This is a genomic window from Actinomyces bouchesdurhonensis, assembly GCF_963540955.1.
Classification (GTDB): Bacteria; Actinomycetota; Actinomycetes; order Actinomycetales; family Actinomycetaceae; genus Pauljensenia; species Pauljensenia bouchesdurhonensis.
Window position 1 is genome coordinate 1 of record NZ_CAUTSL010000047.1, and the last position, 18,848, is coordinate 18,848.

General features: G+C 63.5%; 11 protein-coding genes. 7 read left to right on the top strand and 4 right to left on the bottom strand.

Annotated elements, in window-relative coordinates:
* Nucleotides 1–375 precede the first annotated feature (375 nt).
* The 4 genes from RYL44_RS07985 to RYL44_RS08000 form a co-directional block, all read right to left on the bottom strand.
* Nucleotides 376–3,327, bottom strand: a complete 2,952-nt coding sequence (locus RYL44_RS07985) for a glycoside hydrolase family 3 C-terminal domain-containing protein (RefSeq protein WP_314975637.1) — start codon at nt 3,325–3,327, stop codon at nt 376–378.
* Between the two features lie 2,124 nt (nt 3,328–5,451).
* Entirely contained in the window at nt 5,452–9,354 is a 3,903-nt protein-coding gene (locus RYL44_RS07990; RefSeq protein ID WP_314975638.1) for a DNA-directed RNA polymerase subunit beta', read from the bottom strand.
* Between the two features lie 15 nt (nt 9,355–9,369).
* A complete protein-coding gene (gene rpoB / locus RYL44_RS07995) occupies nt 9,370–12,846 on the bottom strand; it encodes a DNA-directed RNA polymerase subunit beta (protein ID WP_314975639.1) in 3,477 nt (1,158 codons plus the stop codon).
* A gap of 394 nt (nt 12,847–13,240) precedes the next feature.
* Nucleotides 13,241–13,432: a hypothetical protein gene (locus tag RYL44_RS08000; protein ID WP_314975640.1), complete on the bottom strand. Its 192-nt coding sequence runs from the start codon at nt 13,430–13,432 to the stop codon at nt 13,241–13,243.
* A 369-nt stretch (nt 13,433–13,801) separates the two neighbouring features.
* On the opposite strand from RYL44_RS08000, the gene RYL44_RS08005 reads away from it, so the two are divergent.
* The 7 genes from RYL44_RS08005 to RYL44_RS08035 all read left to right on the top strand — a co-directional run bounded on the left by RYL44_RS08005 (nt 13,802) and on the right by RYL44_RS08035 (nt 18,512).
* Entirely contained in the window at nt 13,802–14,689 is an 888-nt protein-coding gene (locus RYL44_RS08005; RefSeq protein WP_314770379.1) for a tyrosine-type recombinase/integrase, read from the top strand.
* 104 nt (nt 14,690–14,793) lie between these two features.
* Nucleotides 14,794–15,018: a DUF2786 domain-containing protein gene (locus tag RYL44_RS08010; protein WP_314770378.1), complete on the top strand. Its 225-nt coding sequence runs from the start codon at nt 14,794–14,796 to the stop codon at nt 15,016–15,018.
* 26 nt (nt 15,019–15,044) lie between these two features.
* Entirely contained in the window at nt 15,045–15,833 is a 789-nt protein-coding gene (locus tag RYL44_RS08015; protein WP_314975641.1) for a ParA family protein, read from the top strand.
* Complete coding sequence (locus tag RYL44_RS08020) at nt 15,830–16,219, top strand: hypothetical protein (RefSeq protein WP_314768979.1); 390 nt, start codon at nt 15,830–15,832, stop codon at nt 16,217–16,219. The genes RYL44_RS08015 and RYL44_RS08020 overlap by 4 nt, the downstream gene beginning before the upstream one ends.
* A 73-nt stretch (nt 16,220–16,292) precedes the next feature.
* Complete coding sequence (locus RYL44_RS08025) at nt 16,293–16,901, top strand: hypothetical protein (protein ID WP_314768977.1); 609 nt, start codon at nt 16,293–16,295, stop codon at nt 16,899–16,901.
* Nucleotides 16,898–17,938, top strand: a complete 1,041-nt coding sequence (locus RYL44_RS08030) for a helix-turn-helix domain-containing protein (protein WP_314975642.1) — start codon at nt 16,898–16,900, stop codon at nt 17,936–17,938. Before RYL44_RS08025 ends, RYL44_RS08030 begins: the two co-directional genes overlap by 4 nt.
* Before the next feature lie 124 nt (nt 17,939–18,062).
* A complete protein-coding gene (locus RYL44_RS08035) occupies nt 18,063–18,512 on the top strand; it encodes a hypothetical protein (protein ID WP_314975643.1) in 450 nt (149 codons plus the stop codon).
* Nucleotides 18,513–18,848 lie beyond the last annotated feature (336 nt).

Consider the following 18,848-nt stretch of genomic DNA (forward strand, 5'->3'; position numbering starts at 1 on the left):
GGAGCTCCGACGGACGGAGCCCGCTCCCGGTTTCCCGGGCACAGAGGTTCCACAGTGGCGGGAACCGTCCTCAAGGATAGTGGGAAACGTCGCTGTTCGTCAAAGGGTCGGACGTGTGGTTCCGCCCTCATCGACGAGGCCGGGGCTGAGAGGCGCTCGCACTCTTCGGTACTGGGGTGATTCGCCTCCTACTCCGACGCTATGTCTCCTCCTCTTGGCCGCTCTCCCAGCGTTCTTTTGTTTTCTTGAGCGCTCATTTCATCCGACTTGCAGCGCGGAGGGGCCCGCAGGCACTCGCCTGCGGGCCCCTCCCCCACGGGTCAGCGATACTCACTGCCACCCGAGGGTCGCGCCGTCCGGGCAGCCCCGTATCGGTCACTCTTCCGTATTCTCAGCCCCTGCCTCGTCGATCGAAGCGTTGGGCTCAACGGCGACCACGGCCTCCGCCTTGCGGGTGCGGTAGCGGCGGATCGCCACCACCTCGAGGCCCAGCAGCGACAGGATCAGGAGTCCTGCCACCACCCACGTGATGTACTCCCACGCGTTGCGGGTCACCTCGGGCTGGCCGTTCTCGTACATCCACGAGTTAGCAACCGTGTAGAGGATGTTATGCGAGGCGCTGCGAAGAGCACTCACGCCCGCCGCGTCCTGCACGTTGACCGTCGCGATCGGCATGTCGATCGTCGCGAGCATCATGTCGCCGCCAGCCCGGGTGATCTGGTCGGCGTTCTGGTAGCCGTAGCCCGCGAAGTAGTCGGTGAGGACCATGCCGCGGAAGCCCCACTCGTCGCGCAGGACGCCGCTTAGCAGCGCCGAGTTCGCACCCGCGTACTCCGGGCCGATGTAGTTGAACGAGCTCATGATCGCGTGCGCACCACCGTCCTTGACTCCGATCTCGAAGGAACGCAGGTAGATTTCGCGCATCGCCTGCTCGTTCGTCCAGGTCGCCAGCATGTGCGTGCGGTTGGTTTCCTGATCGTTAAGGGCGAAGTGCTTGAGGAAGGCGTACACGCCCCTCGCCTGGGCGCCCTTGATCTCCTCGGCGACCAGCGTTCCAGCCAGGACCGGGTCCTCCGAGAAGTACTCGAAGTTACAGCCCGCGTAGGCATAGCGGTGCGTGTTCGTGGCCGGCGCGTACCAGCCGGACACCTGCATGTCGTGCGCCATCGTTCCGATCGCGTCACCGAAGGAGTGCGCAAGTTCCTTGTTGAAGGTCGCCGCCACAGACACCGCGGAGGGCAGGCCGATCGAGCCGACGCCCGTGAAATTGTTGTTCAGCGAGGCCGGGCCATCCACATCCGACACGCGCACTTTTCCGACCGAGGAGATCGCAGGCGAACCGTAGCCACCCTTGGAGATGAGGGTATTCATCTCCTTGATGCTCAGCTGGTCGAGGAGCTGATCCCACTTCGGGTCATCGTAGTCGAGGCCCGCGAGGTCACCCAGGACGAGGCCGTTCCTGGCGCCCGTCGTCGGCATGGTCGCGGTGCCGTCGGCGTCGGCGGCAGCCGCGTCGTAGTTGGACGTCGCAAGGAACTTCGCCTTATTGGCCTCGCTCATCTCAAAGTTCGTGGGGGCAGCGGTCGCCTCCGCGACGTTCGCGAAGTGGCCCGCGCGCGACAGGTAGGTGACGTCACCCTTCGCGTCGTCGAAGCGGTTGGTGGCCACGACCTGGTCACCGTCGTGCGTGTTGTCGGAAGTGTCGAAGGTCTGCGTCGCGTCCACCGTGTACGTCTTCTCGTCGATGACGTCGTGCGAGTTGGAGCGCGCGGAGATCTTGTAGTCGCCGGCCTCGAGCACGTAAGCCTTGGCGCTGGCCGCGTCGTAGGAAGCGAGCGCGTCGCGGTTCCACGTGACCGTCACCGTCTGGGACTCACCGGGTGCGAGTTCCTTGGTCTTGTCGTAGGCCACCAGGTTCGCGGCGGCCTTCTCGATACCGCCGTCCGTGTAGGGCGGGTTGTCGTAGATCTGTACGACATCCTTACCCGCGATCTGGCCCGTGTTCGTGACGGTCACGTCTGCGGACATGGTGCCCGAGGCCTCGTCGACCGTAATATCGCTCATCGACTGGGAGAACGTCGTGTAGGACAGTCCGTAGCCGAAGGGGTAGACGACCTCGTTACCATAGTCGATGACGCCCTCAGCGGCGGCCGTCTCGTACCAGCGGTAGCCGACGTAGATCGAGTCGGAGTAGTTGACGAAGGACGGCTGCGTCTGGGTGCCCTTGTTGAAGGGATCCTCCTGAGCGAACTCCGTCATGTTCGTGTACTGGAAGTCACCGAAATTGTTAGCCGCGGGGCCCGCCTTGATGTTACGCGCGAAGGTGTCGGGGGTCTTCGCCGACGGGTTCACCTCGCCGTCCAGGATGCGACCCAGAGCGTTGAAGCCCACCTGACCGCCGGGGATCGCCCACACGATCGCGTCGATCTCCGGGTCGTCCTGGAGCTCGCCAAGCTGGAAGGCGTTGGCAGCGTTGATGACGACGATCGTCTTCGTCGATGTCTTCTTCGCCAGCTCAATCATGTCCTTCTCGGGACGCGTCAGCTCCAGGTAGCCCTGGCCATCCTCGAAGTCCGAGTACTCCTCGGAGTTGTTCGTGTAGCTGAAGTACGGGTTGTCAGCCATCTCCTGGTCGACGTCGCGCAGCAGGTCGAAGCCCTCGCCGCCCGAGCGCGCGATCGTCACCACGGCGGTGTCACCGAAGGCGGTGGCGTTCGAGAGCAAGTCATCAGAGTACCTGTCCTGCGTGGGCTCAGGCAGCGACCAATCGGCCTTGAACATGCCCACCTCGGGGCGCTCCGCGCGGTAGGAGGTGTACAGGTTCGTCAGCTCGTCGTTCGTGGTGAAGCCCGCGTTGTGGAGGCCGTCGAGGAGCGTCGTCGTGGGATTGTCCTTCGAGAGCGAGCCGGAGCCTGTGCCGCCGTAGATCGGGTTCGTCGAACCCCAGCCCCACACGTTGATCGCCGAGCCCTTGGCCAGGGGCAGGGCACTGTTGTTGTTCTTCAGGAGGACCATGCCCTCGTTCGAAATATCGTTACCCAGCTCTTCGACCTGAGCCTTCGACGCGTCCGTCAGCGCGCCGGTGCCGGCAGCGAGATCGAGCACCGTCTTGAAACCGCCGTACATCATCGACACGACTGCGACGACGACGGCGATGAAAGCTGCGACCCACGCGGTCGAGCGCGTGAGCTTGCGGGCCGGTTTGCCCACCTTGAAAACAGCGAGGGAGACGATAATGGCGAGCGCCAGCGCCACGCCGATGACGATCAAGGGGACCTTGATCGACTCAACCATCTTCCACACATCAGACCAGTTGATGGAAAGCATTGTTGATGTCCTCTTTCAGTTCCGAAACCCTGCATCCCAGAGCCAGACCAGCTCCCTGTCCATCCCCTTTCGTGTCTCCATAGACGTGGGTCGCCGCAGACCAGAGGGCAGATGGGAACCGCCACCACCTATTCAACCGCACGGTCGCCCCTGCGCCGTGGGGCCTCGTGCGTTCTGTCGGATTGTGCGCACAATCTGTCGTGGGATGGGGGTGCTATTGTCCGATACTTTCACTGTTTGCTACTTCTTCACGCGAGACCATCGCGTGGTGAGCAGCATGTTGTTCGCCCCCCTTCTGGCGCGCCCGTTAGCATCGGCTCAATCTGCAACACGTGCAGTTTCAGAAGGTCACATGCCTCGTGGATTGCAGCACAAGGTTCCGCATTCCCTCTTTCCCTACATTCCAAACCTTCCTACGTCCCGGCTGGGGTTGTGCGCAAGTTGTTGACGGTTTGTTTATGCGGCTTTCGTCCAGGCCAAACGGCAGCTGGACCCTACGACTGGCTGCCTTAACCCCTCGATGCGCAGCTAAACCCTACTGGTGGCAGTATGGGCAGGCCGCCCACACTGCCATCCATCGGGTTAATACGCGCATCAAGGGGCGGACATTCCCACCCATGCGGTTGACATAAATGAACACGCGGCTAAGCCGCCACCCTCCACGGATGATCAATCTTCCAACGCCGCAGCATCTACCCTCTGTGCACAGCCTGTTTGGTCGGCTGATAGCTATCCACAGGTAGGGTCGATGCGCTGGACCGTGTGCGCCTTCACTTTTTATATCTGACGTATGATAACCATCGAATCATTCCGCACCCATCGACACAGCCGCGCCAACGTCGTTGACGACCCGAACGTTTTTACAATTCGACGTGGCTACCGCATTCGTTTGCATAATGACGACACAGCAGCACCCTGGGAAATCTGGCGTATCGTCAACGTCGCACGAGTGCATGCACTTGAGTACCAAACAACACAACGCATAGTTTTCACCGGCAACAGCGCTTTGTTGTTACATGGAATTCCAACGTGGTCCGCTAATCCCAACGTCGAGGTCTGGCCCAGCGAGACACGCCTACGCGTCGCTCCCTTTCGTCCCGTCCATCACCCCCGCACAACCGTTCCACCTGCAAAAGTCGTGTGCCGAAGATTCAAGCCGCGTTCAGTTAGCGCAATCGGCACACTTGAAGCAGAGGCACCTATCGAGGCAGCGGTGCGTCTAGCGCTGAACGGAGAACCTGTTGAGGCGTTTTGCGCAGTAAGCATGGTCATACACGCCATATCACACTTTGATCGATTCTCTCTCGAAGAGTCCCGGGAAAGAAGCAACCAGGTTCGGGAAGCAATGCTACGGGAGCTCACGCAACACACAACTCACCACGGACTCCCGCGCGCACAAGCTATCGTCCGAGCTGCCGACGGGGGGTGTGACAACATCTTCGAAGCAGCAGTCCTGTGGGTCGTCAAGAGTCTCTATTCTGGGAACGTTGTCACTCAGTATCCAATTACTGTCCGAGCTAACACGTATTTCGGTGACATCGTTCTTCCAGATCTCAAAGTGATCATCGAGCCTGACGGACGTGCAAAGTTTGGCAACAATGAGCAGGAAGTACGGGATAACACCGGTAAGTGGCTCCGTCGCCAACACGAACTCGTCAATGAAGGTTGGCACGTTATTCGCTCACGCTGGCAGGACACCAAGGACCTTGCTCGGTTTCGGACAAACCTTGCATCCCAGCTGGGAATTGAGCACCTTAAGTTGCCGCAAGAGTGTCTACGGCTTTGGCCCACTAAGTCGGCCCATCGTTAAGCAAGAGGCAGATTCTCGATCGTAAACGGTAGTGCAGCACAACACCAGGGCCCTACAACTGGCAGCGTCAGCCCTTCCACGCGCAGCTAAACCCTACTGGTGGCAGTATGGGCAGGCTGCCTACACTGCCACGCATCGGGTTAACGTGCGCATGAATAGGTTCAGCCCCACATATCAGGCCCACAGCTCCACCTATAGGCACAACAAAACCCACCCAACCCGGAGCCACTACCCGCTCCCCAAATCGCAAAAGGACCCCAGCCTCGTCACGCTGTCACGGACGAGGCCGGGGCCCCAAGCGGTCACGAACCGGATTACTCGCGGAAGTTCATGCCGAAGTCGATGGCACCCAGCGCGTCGAGGAAGTCCTCGGACACGGAGCCGTCACCGAAGTCGGCCTCGGAGTAGTTCGAGTTCGCCATGGCCTCAGCCGTCGGCTCGACGATGACGTCGTTGTAGCGCGACAGGCCGGTGCCAGCCGGGATGAGCTTACCGAGGATGACGTTCTCCTTGAGGCCCACCAGGGAGTCCGACTTGCCGTTCATGGCGGCCTCGGTCAGGACCTTGGTGGTCTCCTGGAAGGACGCGGCGCTCAGCCACGAATCCGTGGCCAGCGACGCCTTCGTGATGCCCATCAGCATCTGGCGGCCGGAGGCGGGCTGGCCGCCCTCGGCTGCGACGCGGCGGTTCTGCGTCAGGTACGCCATGCGGTCGACGAGCTCGCCGGGCATGAACGTCGTGTCGCCAGGCTCCAGGATGGTGACGCGGCGCAGCATCTGACGGACGATGACCTCGATGTGCTTGGCGTGGATGCCCACGCCCTGGTCGCGGTACACCTTCTGGACCTCATCCACGAGCATCTTCTGGGCGACGTTGCGGCCCATGATGCGCAGGATTTCCTTGGGGTCCAGCTGGCCCTCGGTCAGCGGGGTGCCAGCACCGATGTGCTGACCCTCCGAGACGAGGAGCTTCTGGCGCCGCGACACCTCGATGACCAGGTCTTCCTTGCCGTCGTCGCGGGTGATGATCACCTTGCGAGCGCTCGGATCCTCGTCGTCGATGTGGACGCGGCCGGCTGCCTCGTTCATCTTGGCCTCGACCTTCGGGCTGCGCGCCTCGAAGAGTTCCTGAACGCGGGGCAGACCCTGAGTAATATCCGCAGCGGAAGCGGCGCCACCAGTGTGGAAGGTACGCATCGTCAGCTGGGTTCCGGGTTCGCCGATCGACTGGGCGGCGATAATGCCGACGGCCTCACCGATGTCGACCTGTTTACCGGTGGCCAGCGAGCGACCGTAGCATGCCGCGCAGGTGCCGACCTGCGACTCACAGGTGAGGACGGAACGGCACACGATCTGCTCGACGCCGGCAGCGACAAGCTGCGCGAGCTGGTCATCACCCAGATCAGTGCCCGCGGGCAAAACGACCTCTCCGGCCTCGTTAACAGCGTCGCGCGCGAGATTACGGGCGTAAGCCGTCGTCTCGATTGTCTCGGACGCCTCCCATTCGCCGAACTCGTTCTTATGAGCGATGTCGATCTTCAGGCCGGCGCGAGTACCACAGTCGGCCTCGCGAACGATGACGTCCTGCGAGACGTCGACCAGACGCCGAGTCAGGTAGCCCGACTCGGCGGTACGCAGAGCCGTGTCGACCAGACCCTTACGGGCGCCGTGCGTAGCGATGAAGTATTCGAGAACCGTCAGACCCTCGCGGTAGTTCGCCTTAATGGGCTGCTCGATCAGCTTCTGCTTCGGGTCGGACACGAGGCCACGCATACCGGCGATCTGCTGAACCTGCGACCAGTTACCACGGGCGCCCGAGTTCACCATGCGGTACACGGTGTTGCGCTCGGAGAAGTTCGCGCGCATGTCCTCAGCGACCTCTTCGGTGCACTGCAGCCACAGCTTCACGAGCTCCTCGTAGCGGGTCTCCTCGAGGATGATACCCGTCTCGAACTGCTCGACGATCTCGGCGGCCTTGGCCTCGTAGCGGGCCAGGATCTCGCGCTTACGCGGCGATGCCTGAATGTCGGAGAACGCAATCGTGATGCCCGACCAGGTCGACCAGTGGAAGCCAGCCGACTTCAGCGCGTCGAGGCAGTCCGCCACGAGCACGTTCGGGTAACGCTGGGTCAGCGTGTTCACGATGTTGCCGAGCTGCTTCTTGCCGACGACCTCGTTGACGAACGGGTAGTCGGTGGGCAGCTGCTCGTTGAAGATCGCGCGGCCAAGGCTGGTCTCGAGGATCAAATCATCGCCGCTTTCCCAGCCCTCGGGGGCTTCCCACCCCTCGGGCGGCACGGTGCCGTCGGCGAAGCGGATGCGCGCGGTCGCGTTCAGGTCCAGGTTGCCGGCGTCGAACGCCATCTGGGCTTCCGCCTGGCTGGAGAAGTACGGAATCACGGGATTTCCGTCTTCGTCCTTCTCGACCGGGACCGACGGGTCGGGGTTCGAAGTCAGGTGGAACAATCCGATGATCATGTCCTGCGATGGCATGGCCACGGGGCGACCGTCGGAAGGCTTCAAGATGTTGTTCGTCGACAGCATGAGGATACGGGCCTCGGCCTGCGCCTCAGCGCCCAGCGGCAGGTGGACAGCCATCTGGTCGCCGTCGAAGTCGGCGTTGAACGCGCCACAGGCGAGGGGGTGCAACTGGATGGCCTTACCCTCGATCAGCTGGGGCTCGAACGCCTGGATGCCGAGGCGGTGCAGCGTAGGTGCACGGTTGAGCAGCACCGGGTGCTCGCGGATAACGTCGTCGAGGACGTCCCACACCTCTGGGCGCTGGCGCTCCACCTTGCGCTTGGCGGCCTTGACGTTCTGCGCGTAGTTCTTCTCGACCAGGCGCTTCATGACGAAGGGCTTGAACAGCTCCAGGGCCATCTGCTTCGGCAGACCGCACTGGTGCAGCTGCAGCTGCGGGCCGACGACGATCACGGAACGACCCGAGTAGTCGACGCGCTTACCGAGCAGGTTCTGACGGAAACGACCCTGCTTACCCTTGAGCATGTCCGAGATCGACTTCAGCGGACGGTTGCCCGGGCCAGCGACGGGGCGACCGCGGCGACCGTTGTCGAAGAGGGCGTCAACAGACTCCTGAAGCATACGCTTCTCGTTGTTGACGATGATCTCGGGGGCGCCCAGCTCGAGGAGGCGCTTGAGTCGAGTATTGCGGTTGATGACGCGACGGTACAGGTCGTTGAGGTCGGAGGTCGCGAAGCGGCCACCGTCGAGCTGAACCATGGGCCGCAGGTCCGGCGGGATTACGGGGATCTTGGTGAGCACCATCGAGGCCGGCGAGTTGCCGGTGGCGACGAAGGCGTTAATGACCTTCAGACGCTTGATGGCACGAGCTTTACGCGGACCAGAGTCGGAGGAGATGGTCTGGCGTAGCGCGGCAACCTCGCCCTCCAGGTCGAAAGTTTCCAGGCGCTTCTGGATGGCAGAAGCGCCCATGTCGCCCTTGAAGTAGGTGCCGTAGCGGGCCACCATCGCACGGTAGAGGCGCTCGTCGCCCTCGAGGTCGCCGACCTTGAGGTCCTTGAAGCGCTCCCACACGGCTTCGAGGCCGTCGATGTCACCGTCGAAGCGGCGGCGAATCTTGGCCATCTCGCGCTCGCCCTGCTTGCGTGCGCGCTCACGCTCAGCCTGCGAGGCGCCGTCCTTCTCCAGAGCGGCGATGTCGGATTCGAGCTGCTCCGCGAAGTCGTTGATCGTGGCGTCGCGGTTGTTCTCCATCTGCTTCTTCTGCACCTCGAGTTCGGCGCGCAGTTCAGCCAGATCCTCATGGCGACCCAATTCGTCGACCTCGGTGATCATGTAGGCAGCGAAGTAGATGACCTTCTCGAGGTCCTTGGGCGCGAGGTTGAGCACGTAGCCCAGGCGCGAGGGAACACCCTTGAAGTACCAGATGTGCGTGACGGGGGCAGCCAGGTCGATGTGACCCATGCGCTCACGGCGAACGCGCGAGCGAGTGACCTCGACACCGCACTTTTCGCAGATGATGCCCTTGTAGCGCACGCGCTTGTACTTGCCACACGCGCACTCCCAGTCGCGGGTGGGGCCGAAGATCTGCTCACCGAACAGGCCGTCGCGCTCGGGCTTGAGCGTACGGTAGTTGATGGTCTCCGGCTTCTTGACCTCACCGTGGCTCCACTCGGCGATGTCGTCGCCGGTGGCCAGGGTGATCTTCAGGCTGTCGAACGTTTTGGCGTCCAGCAAAGTTATCTCTCCCTATCAGATCGCATCGATGGTCGCCGCAGCGTTCGGACGGGCATCGAGGGTAATACCCAGGTCCTCACGCGCATTGAAGTCCTCGTCCTGCTCACGCAGGTCAATGACGTTGCCGACCGCGTCGAGTGCTTCGACGTTCAGGCACAGCGAACGCATTTCCTGGATGAGGACTCGGAAGGACTCGGGGATACCGGGCTCGGGGATGTCCTCGCCCTTGACGATGGCCTCGTACACCTTGACGCGACCGGTGGTGTCGTCGGACTTGATGGTCAGCAGTTCCTGGAGGGCGTAGGCGGCGCCGTAGGCTTCCAGGGCCCACACCTCCATTTCGCCGAAGCGCTGGCCGCCGAACTGGGCTTTACCGCCCAGCGGCTGCTGCGTGATCATCGAGTACGGGCCCGTGGAGCGGGCGTGGATCTTGTCGTCGACCAGGTGGTGGAGCTTGAGCATGTAGGTGTAGCCCACCGAGATCGGGTACGGGAACGGCTCGCCGGAGCGTCCGTCGAACAGGCGCGCCTTGCCCTCGTAGTTGGTGAGGACGTCGCCGTCGCGGTTCGGGTTGACGTTGCGCAGCAGGCCCGCGAGCTCGTCGGCCTCGAGGCCGTCGAACACGGGGGTCGCAACGGGCGTGCCGGGCTCGGTCTTGATGCCGTCGGCGGGCAGGTGCGCTGCCCACTCTTCGCCGGCCTCGACAGCGGCCGAGGCATCCCAGCCCTGGTGGGCGAGCCATCCGAGGTGGTACTCGAGCACCTGGCCGACGTTCATTCGACCGGGGACGCCCAGCGGGTTGAGGATGATGTCGACGGGGGTTCCGTCTTCCAGGAAGGGCATGTCCTCGATCGGGAGGATCTTGGACACGACGCCCTTGTTGCCGTGGCGACCGGCCATCTTGTCGCCGATCGTGATCTTGCGTCGCTGGGCGACGTAGACGCGCACGGTCTGGCGGACGCCGGGGTTGAGGTCGTCCTCGTCGTCGTTGAATTCACGCACGCCGATGACGATGCCTTCTTCGCCGTGGGGAACACGCAGGGAGGTGTCGCGTACTTCGCGGGCCTTCTCGCCGAAGATGGCGCGCAGCAGGCGTTCTTCAGAGGTCAGCTCGGTTTCGCCCTTCGGGGTGACTTTACCGACGAGGATGTCGCCGGCGGTGACTTCGGCGCCGATACGGATGATGCCGCGCTCGTCCAGGTCGGCGAGAGATTCCTCGGAGACGTTGGGGATGTCGCGGGTAATTTCTTCCTCACCGAGCTTCGTCTCGCGGGCATCGACCTCGTACTCCTCGATGTGGATGGAGGTCAGGATGTCCTCTTCGACGACGCGGCGGCTCAGGATGATGGCGTCCTCGTAGTTGAGGCCTTCCCATGACATGTAGGCGACAAGCAGGTTCTTGCCGAGCGCGACCTCACCGTTGGAGGTGGCGGGGCCGTCGGCCAGGACGTCGCCGACCTCGACGCGGTCGCCCTCGTCGACGATAACGCGCTGGTTGGTGCAGTTACCGGGGTTGGAGCGCTCGAACTTTTCGAGGCGGTAGGAGTCGCGACCGCCCTCGTCCGTGGAGACGACGATCAGGTCCGCGGAGACCTCGGAGACGACGCCGGAGTGGGCGGCGAGGATCATTTCGCCGGAGTCGTGCGCGGCGCGCAGCTCCATGCCGGTGCCGACCAGCGGCGCTTCCGTGGTGAGTAGCGGCACGGCCTGACGCTGCATGTTCGCGCCCATGAGGGCTCGGTTCGCGTCGTCGTGCTCGAGGAAGGGAATGAAGGCCGCGGCGACGGACACCATCTGACGTGCGGACACGTCCATGTAGTCGACGCGATCGCGGGCGATCAGGGTCGGGTCTTCGCCGGCGACACGGCACAGGACGTCGTGCTCGGCGAAGGAGCCGTCGGTCGTCAGGGGCGACGAGGCCTGGGCGATGAAGTGGCCTTTCTCGTCGTCCGCGGTGAGGTAGCGGATTTCGTCGGTGACCTTGCCGTCCTTGACGACGCGGTAGGGCGTCTCGATGAAGCCGAAGGGGTTGATGCGCGCGAAGGTCGCGAGCGAGCCGATGAGGCCGATGTTCGGGCCTTCAGGGGACTCGATCGGGCACATGCGGCCGTAGTGCGAGGGGTGGACGTCTCGGACTTCCATGCCGGCGCGGTCGCGGGACAGGCCGCCGGGGCCCAGGGCCGACAGGCGGCGCTTGTGGGTCAGGCCGGCCAGCGGGTTGTTCTGGTCCATGAACTGCGAGAGCTGGGAGGTTCCGAAGAACTCCTTGATCGCGGCCACGACGGGGCGGATGTTGATCAGCGTCTGGGGCGTGATCGAGTCCGTCTCCTGGGTGGTCATGCGCTCGCGCACGGTGCGTTCCATGCGGGCGAGGCCGGTGCGGACCTGGCCCTGGATGAGTTCGCCGACGGCGCGGATGCGACGGTTGGCGAAGTTGTCGATGTCGTCGACCTCGACGCGGACCTCGACGGGTTCGCCATTTCGGGTGCCGGCGAAGGTCTTGTCGCCCTGGTGGAGGGCGAGGAGGTACTTGACGGTGGCGACGATGTCTTCAAGGGAGAGGGTCGAGGCCTTGGGGTCGGCTTCGATGGCCAGCTTCTTGTTGATCTTGTAGCGGCCGACCTTGGCCAGGTCGTAGCGACGAGAGTCGAAGTAGAAGTTGTTGAGCAGCGTCTGGGCGGCGTCGACGTTCGCAGGCTCGCCGGGGCGGAGCTTGCGGTAGATGTCGAGCAGGGCTTCTTCCTGCGTGCCGACCGTGTCCTTTTCGAGGGTTTCGAGCAGGACCGGGTAAGCGGCGAAGGTGTCGCGGATCTCGGACTCGGTCATGCCGATGGCCTTCAGGAAGTGGGTGACCGACTGCTTACGCTTACGGTCGATGCGCACGCCGACGGCGTCGCGCTTGTCGATCTCGAACTCGAGCCATGCGCCGCGCGAGGGGATGATCTTCGCGCCGAAGGTTTCCTTGTCGGTCGAGCGGTCCGAGAGTTTCTCGAAGTACACGCCGGGGGAACGCACGAGCTGGGAGACGACGACACGCTCGGTGCCGTTGATGATGAAGGTGCCGCGGGGGGTCATGAGCGGGAAGTCGCCCATGAACACGGTCTGGGACTTGATTTCGCCGGTTTCATAGTTCATGAACTCGGCGGTCACGTACATCGGTGCGGAGTACGTGTAGTCCTTCGCCTTGGCTTCCTCCATGGAGTACTTGGGGGATTCGAGGCGGTGGTCGTGGAACGACAGGCTCATGGTGCCTGCGACGTCCTCGATGGGGGAAATCTCGTGGAAGATTTCTTCGAGGCCGGAGACGTCGGGGACGTCACCTCGGCCGGATGCCTGTGCGGCTTCGACGCGGGCCTTCCACGCGTCGTTGCCCAGCAGCCAGTCGAAGCTTTCGACCTGCAGGCCCAGCAGATTGGGGGCCTGGAGGGGTTCACGAAGCTTCGCGAACGAAACGCGGTGGCTGGGCTGTTTGGCGGTGCTGTTGGCAGCCAAAGGGGGTCCTTCCCTGCTGTTACGGTGCGCACGCTTCCTTATCACCCATTATCTGACGCGTCCTGGTCCGTCAAGCGCCTGTTACGACGGCTGGATACGGGTCACCTCGGGCATGATAAGGCGCAAATACTCAGATTACCGTGAGTCGCGTCGCGAGTCAAGGGGCCGTGTGATATGTGCAGGGTCTCACGGCGACGAGGCCGTGGTCGGTTCGTTCATCAGGCGCGACGGCGGCGGCTCCCGGGCTGGGGTGGTGCCCCAAGTCGGGCTTGAACCGACGACCGACATCAGGGCAACTGACGACCGATCGCTACGCTTGCAATTGGTCGCGGGTCACTATGTTAACGACGGACTACAGGTTCCGCCACCACGCGAGACAGGCTGGACAATCGTTTCACGGTTTATGAACAACGCTGCTAGGGGCGCCCGTGCGCATCGCGTAGACGAGTTCAGCACGTTCAAGCTGTTCCTCAGCGCGCTCCTCCAACTCGCGCTCCCGCGCCAGTTCCTCGGGCTTGTATGTGGCGCGAGCTTCGCGCACCACCTCGTCAAAGTCATAGAAACCATCGGGAATTTCGTCGCTCATACGGTCCTCCGCCCAACGACCTCACAATCCACCATATTGAGGATCAACAGCACCACAAGGCGCTATCTGAGACCATCACCATCGATGAGGCCGTGGCCGACTTACCCGTCAGGTGCAGCGGGCGCGGCTCCCAGTTGTGGCTGATGGTGCCCCAAGTCGGGCTTGAACCGACGACCCACGGATACGTCTCGGTTTTCCACAGTTTTTCTTTATTAACAGCCCTGGTAATCCTTGATGTTCTTGCCCATTTGCCAGCATTGCCACGTGTGCCAGCGTTACCGGCACTGACAGCTACGCCAGCATTGCCACTATTGCCAGCTGCGGACGCTGGGTCCCGTCATTTCCGCGTAGATGGAAACGTTGAGGACCATGAGCACTCAACGTCATCATGTCTTGGAACTACCGACCCCTCTCATGTGGGAGGGGCACGTTGACAACTTCATCATCTTCCTGCGCTCTCAGGGGCTCGTTGCGACCTCGATCCACACCAAGCGGAACCATGTGCTGCAACTGGCCCGCGCGTTCCCTGATATACCTCCCACAGAACTCGATCCCGGGTCCCTGGTCGAGTGGTGCGGTACACGAGCGTGGGCTAACGAAACGCGACATGCTTACTACAGCACGTTCCGGAGGTTCTTCGGGTGGCTCGACTCCACACGCCACTGCGGCAATATTTCCACGGTGCTGCCACGCATCCGCCGCCCCTCAGGAGTTCCGCGCCCCATCCCTGATTCCGTCCTGGTGGACTGCGTTGATCGCGCGAGTCCACGTGACGCCCTCATTTTGCGGTTGGCCGCTGAGGCCGGCCTGCGGTGTGTGGAGATCGCTCAAGTCGAGGCCGGCGATGTCTACGAGGATGCCGATGGCTGGAGCCTTTTCGTGCGAGGAAAGGGCGGTCGCACGCGGACTGTGCCGATCACGGCCGACCTGGCACGGGCAATCATCACGCGCTGCGCAGCAACTGGACAGTACGCGTTTCCCGGGCGTTGTGGCGGACATATGGCCGCCAATTCCATCTCGCAGATCGGACGCCGGATTTTGCCTGGCACCTGGACACTGCACAAGTTGCGTCATCGCTACGCAACGAAGGCGTACTCGGCCGAGCATGACCTGCTCACTGTGCGCGAACTCCTGGGCCATGCATCGCTCCAGACGACCGTCCGCTACATCGCACCATCCCCCCGAGCTCGCGACGCGATTCTCGCTGCTACCCGCATCCAGCCGCCCACCACCAGCGGTGGCGCTGCAACCCAGTGATCCCACACGCCGCCAGCATTGCCGGACCAATCGGCAACGCTGGCGCACCCGGCAGTGCTGGCAATGCCAGCGAACACCATTCCCAACGAAAAGAGGGCAACCCCATGAACGACGATAAGAAGATACAGCAGCAGATCCGCGCGCTCCTGGCGCTCGCGCAGGACGAGGGGGCCTCGGCCTCGGAGCGCGAGGTCGCGACGAAGCGCGCCAGCGTCCTCATGGCGCGCCACGCCATCACGTCCCTGGACGTGGAGGCAGCGGAGCGCGAGCGAATCGAGGAGCGCGAGCTCGTCCTGCGCGGCGCCCGCGCCGTCCTCGCGGGCGCCTGAGCAAGAAAAGAAAGGAAGGAACGGAAATGCTGACTATCGCAGTGACCAACCAGAAGGGCGGGGTCGGGAAGACCACGACCACCTACCACCTCGCGCGTGCCTCGAGCCTGCGGGGTATCCGAACACTGGTGGTTGATTTGGACCCCCAGGGGAACTTGACTGATTCACTGGCCGATTTCGCCGATGGAGATGCAGGAATGGCCGATGTCCTGTCGGCGGCCTCGCAACTCACGCTCGATGAGGTGGTGGCCCCCACTCCATGGGAGGGGGTACACCTGGCGCCGTCGGGTGCCGACGCCCTCGCACTAGTACGCAACGAGCTGGTCACGGGAGGCCCGGGCAGGGAAATGCGGTTGCGCGAAGCCCTCGCCCCCGTGTCCGGTTCATTCGACCTCGCGTTGATCGACTGCGCGCCAGCACTCGACACACTCGCCGTAAACGCCTTCGCGGCCGCAGACGGGATCCTCGTAGTCAGCCAGTCTCGCCTGTACTCAGCAACTGGGCTCGCCCACCTCCTGAACACGGTCGAGGCGGTCCACGCCTACTACAACCCGTCCGTGTCCCTGATGGGCGTGATCGTCAACCAGCACCGGGCGCGTACCCGTCAGGGCGCGCACTGGGTCGATGAACTGACGACCGCCTGCCGGAAACGGGGGCTGCGGCTCTTCGACCCGCCGATACCCGACGCGGTCGCCATTTCGGACGCCGCAGAATCCGGGATGGGCCTCGACGAATGGCCGGGTGCCGCCAAACTCGCCAGCCTGTACGACGCCCACCTGTCGACTCTCCTCGCGGCCGGGAGCGGTGTCCTATGAGTGCTCGGCCACCGCGCAAGAAGTCCGCCCTGAACGCGTCGGTCGCGTCCGTAATCGCCCCCGTCCCGGCTCCCGGCAGCGTCGCTGGCAGTGCCGCACAAGCCAGCACTGCCAGCAAAACCGGCGGTGCTGGCACCGCTGGCAAAACCGGTTCCGGCGTCGGCACGGATGGCGAGCACGTCGTCAAGGTCACCGCCCGCCTCGGCTCGGCCCTGGCGGGCCGGTGCAGGGCGGCCTACATCGACGGTCTCCTCCGAGGCGGGCCCGCGTCGTTCGAGGCGTGGATCGCGGAAGCGCTGGAGGAGAAGCTCGCCCGGGAGGAGGAGCGCCGGGGGCGGGCGTACGAGCCGGTGGGCACCGGCCGCGTCCCCAGGGGCCGGCGGTAGAGAGGCCTCCGCGGTGGCGCCCGGAATCGCCAGCATTGCCAGCATTGCTGCAAATGGTGGTATATTTCCTGGCATGAATGACAAGGTTTTCCCTACTCGTGATGAGGTCCTCAATCAGCTCGGCGACGGTTTCGTCCGCGCATATCTGGAAGCGCTGGGCGTGGCCCGCGCCCACTACGCCTCGTTCCGCTCGGGTCCCGATTTCCCGGCGAACCCGACACAGCGCATGGTCGCGTGCTTCATCCACGACTGGATCTGGTCGGCGTTCGTCCCGCTGGTCGAAGGGGATCCCTCGATCAGCGTCCACGACCGCGAGCCCGAGCGCCAGCTCACACACGGCACGAATATCCGCATCCGCATCAAACGCCATCAGCTCGACGATTCCCTGTCCTCCTATCCCACTGAAGGATCGCGTGACTTCTGGACGCCGGCCGCTGCGGTCGCGCTCGACGGACTGGAGGAGGTCCCCCTCGCCCTGGGCTATCGCTGGGATTCGGATGAGCGCGCTGTCGGGGACGCCGTTCTCACCCTCCGCGATGGCGCGGACAAGGCGGTGTGGGCAGCGGTCCTGACCCCGGCGTCGGACAGCGCCCGTGGTTTCAGCGCCCGCGAGGCGCCCGAGACGCCGACGTGGGATCTTTCCGCTGTCGTTGCCCAGATCCGTGAAAAGCAGGGGTCATGAACGGCATCGGTGAGGTGTTGCACGTCCTGCGGATCTCGGCGGGCAGGACTCAGGCCGAAGTCGCCGAGCACCTGGGCATCACCCAGGCCGCTTTCTCCCGGTACGAGAACGATTTGCGGGAACCGGACCCTGATGCGCTCGTGCGGATCGCCGACGCTTTCGGGGTCACCCCGGAATTCCTGACGCACAACTTCCGCGCCGTCGGAGCGGTGGCGGCCCATGCCCACATGCGCAGGCAGCGCACGGCCAGGCCCGGCGACTGGCGCCGCGTCGAGGCGAGGCTGAACATTCTGCGGATGCACGCCGCTTACATCGCGTCGCGCATCCCCCTGGACGCCGAGAACCACGTGCCCAGCATCTCCTCGGAGTCCACGACCCCCGTACGCGCCGCGCAGGAGGTGCGCTCCACATGGAGGCTGCCGATCGGCCCTGTTCGCTCGCTCGTTCGGTGGCTCGAATCCGCTGGGGTCTTGATCTTCGAGGAAGACCTCCACTCCCCGCGGATCGACGGGATGTCCCAATGGGCGGGCGAGGCGGCCGTGATCATAATCAACAGCTCGCTTCCCACCGACCGCAAGCGAATGACGCTCGCCCACGAGCTGGGGCACCTCGTGCTCCACAACCAGGCCGACAGCGACACCGATGTGGAGAGGGAGGCGAACGCGTTCGCCGCGGAGTTCCTCATGCCCGAGGCCGTGATCGCATCGCAGTTGACAAGACTGACCCTTGGGAGGCTCTCCGATTTGAAAGCGGAGTGGGGCGTCAGCATGCAGGCACTCTTCGAGCGCGCCCACGGGCTGAGGAAGGCCACTGGGGAGGACCGCGCCCGCTTCTACCGGCAACTCAACTCGAAGGGCTGGAAAGTCCACGAACCAGGAAGCGACACGCTCCCGCCCGAGGAACCGGTGCTCGCGGCGTCCATCGGCCGCCAACTCGCGGACGCGGGCCTCACACGCCACGAGATCCACCTACTGATAGGCGCCGCGGACGACGCGGAAACCCCCTTCGAGCCGACAAGACTACGGCTCATCTCCTGAACCGGCTCCGGGCCGCCCGCGGCCAGCGCGCGGGACAGAATCCGAAGGTTCCCCGGTAACATCATTTTCGAGCGGGCGGGGTGCCCGCCGGAGAAACTCAAGAAAAGACAGAGGAGTGAGCCGTATGGATCTTGGTGGGTGGCTCGGTGTCGCCGGGGGCCTTGTCTCCGCTGCTTGCGCCGTGGTGTCGGTGTTCCAGGCGCGCAAGTCAAAGGAGGAGAGAGTAGCAGCCGAGAAGGTAGCCCAATCTCTGGAGGTGCTAGCAAGTGCCGCCGCAAAACAGCAGCAAGCTCCACCGTGGGAGTTGCTCTGGTCCAGCGGGGCTCGTTACCGACTGGTGAACATGGGGGCGGAGACCGTCGACGGTGTCGAAATTGAATGCCTCGCGAAACATGTTGCCTTTGACGTCGAGGCTGAATCAATGCCAACTAGTATCGACTCTCACGCCTCTCTTTCCTTCATATACGAAGAGTCTATTGCGGCAGAGGGGCACCGGGCTATCCGCGTGCACTGGATGCGGTCTGATGGGACAGCGGCCACGTGGGAGTCTCCAATTCCCCCGAAAGGCAGTTGACGTGGCCTACACAGGTGGATTCAACACCCCAATTTGAATGCCAGCAATGCCGGTATTTCCAGCACTGCCAGCAATGGGATGCAGCGTTAGTGCTGTTGATGGGTGTGCGTGAGAGAATTGGGGGGCCTCCGCGGCGTCGACCCCGGACCAGCAGTATTCCTGCCGGGGAGTTGACACCGACGAGAGGAGGTGACTGGGTGATGACGAAAGGCCGTCGGTCGTCTCGAGTGAGGCGGCTGGGTCTGGATGGGAAGCAGAAAGCCCAGATCGCTGTAGCAGTGGTAACGACACTGCCGCAGCTGATCTGGGCGATTGCATTCCTGCTCAGCGCTCTCA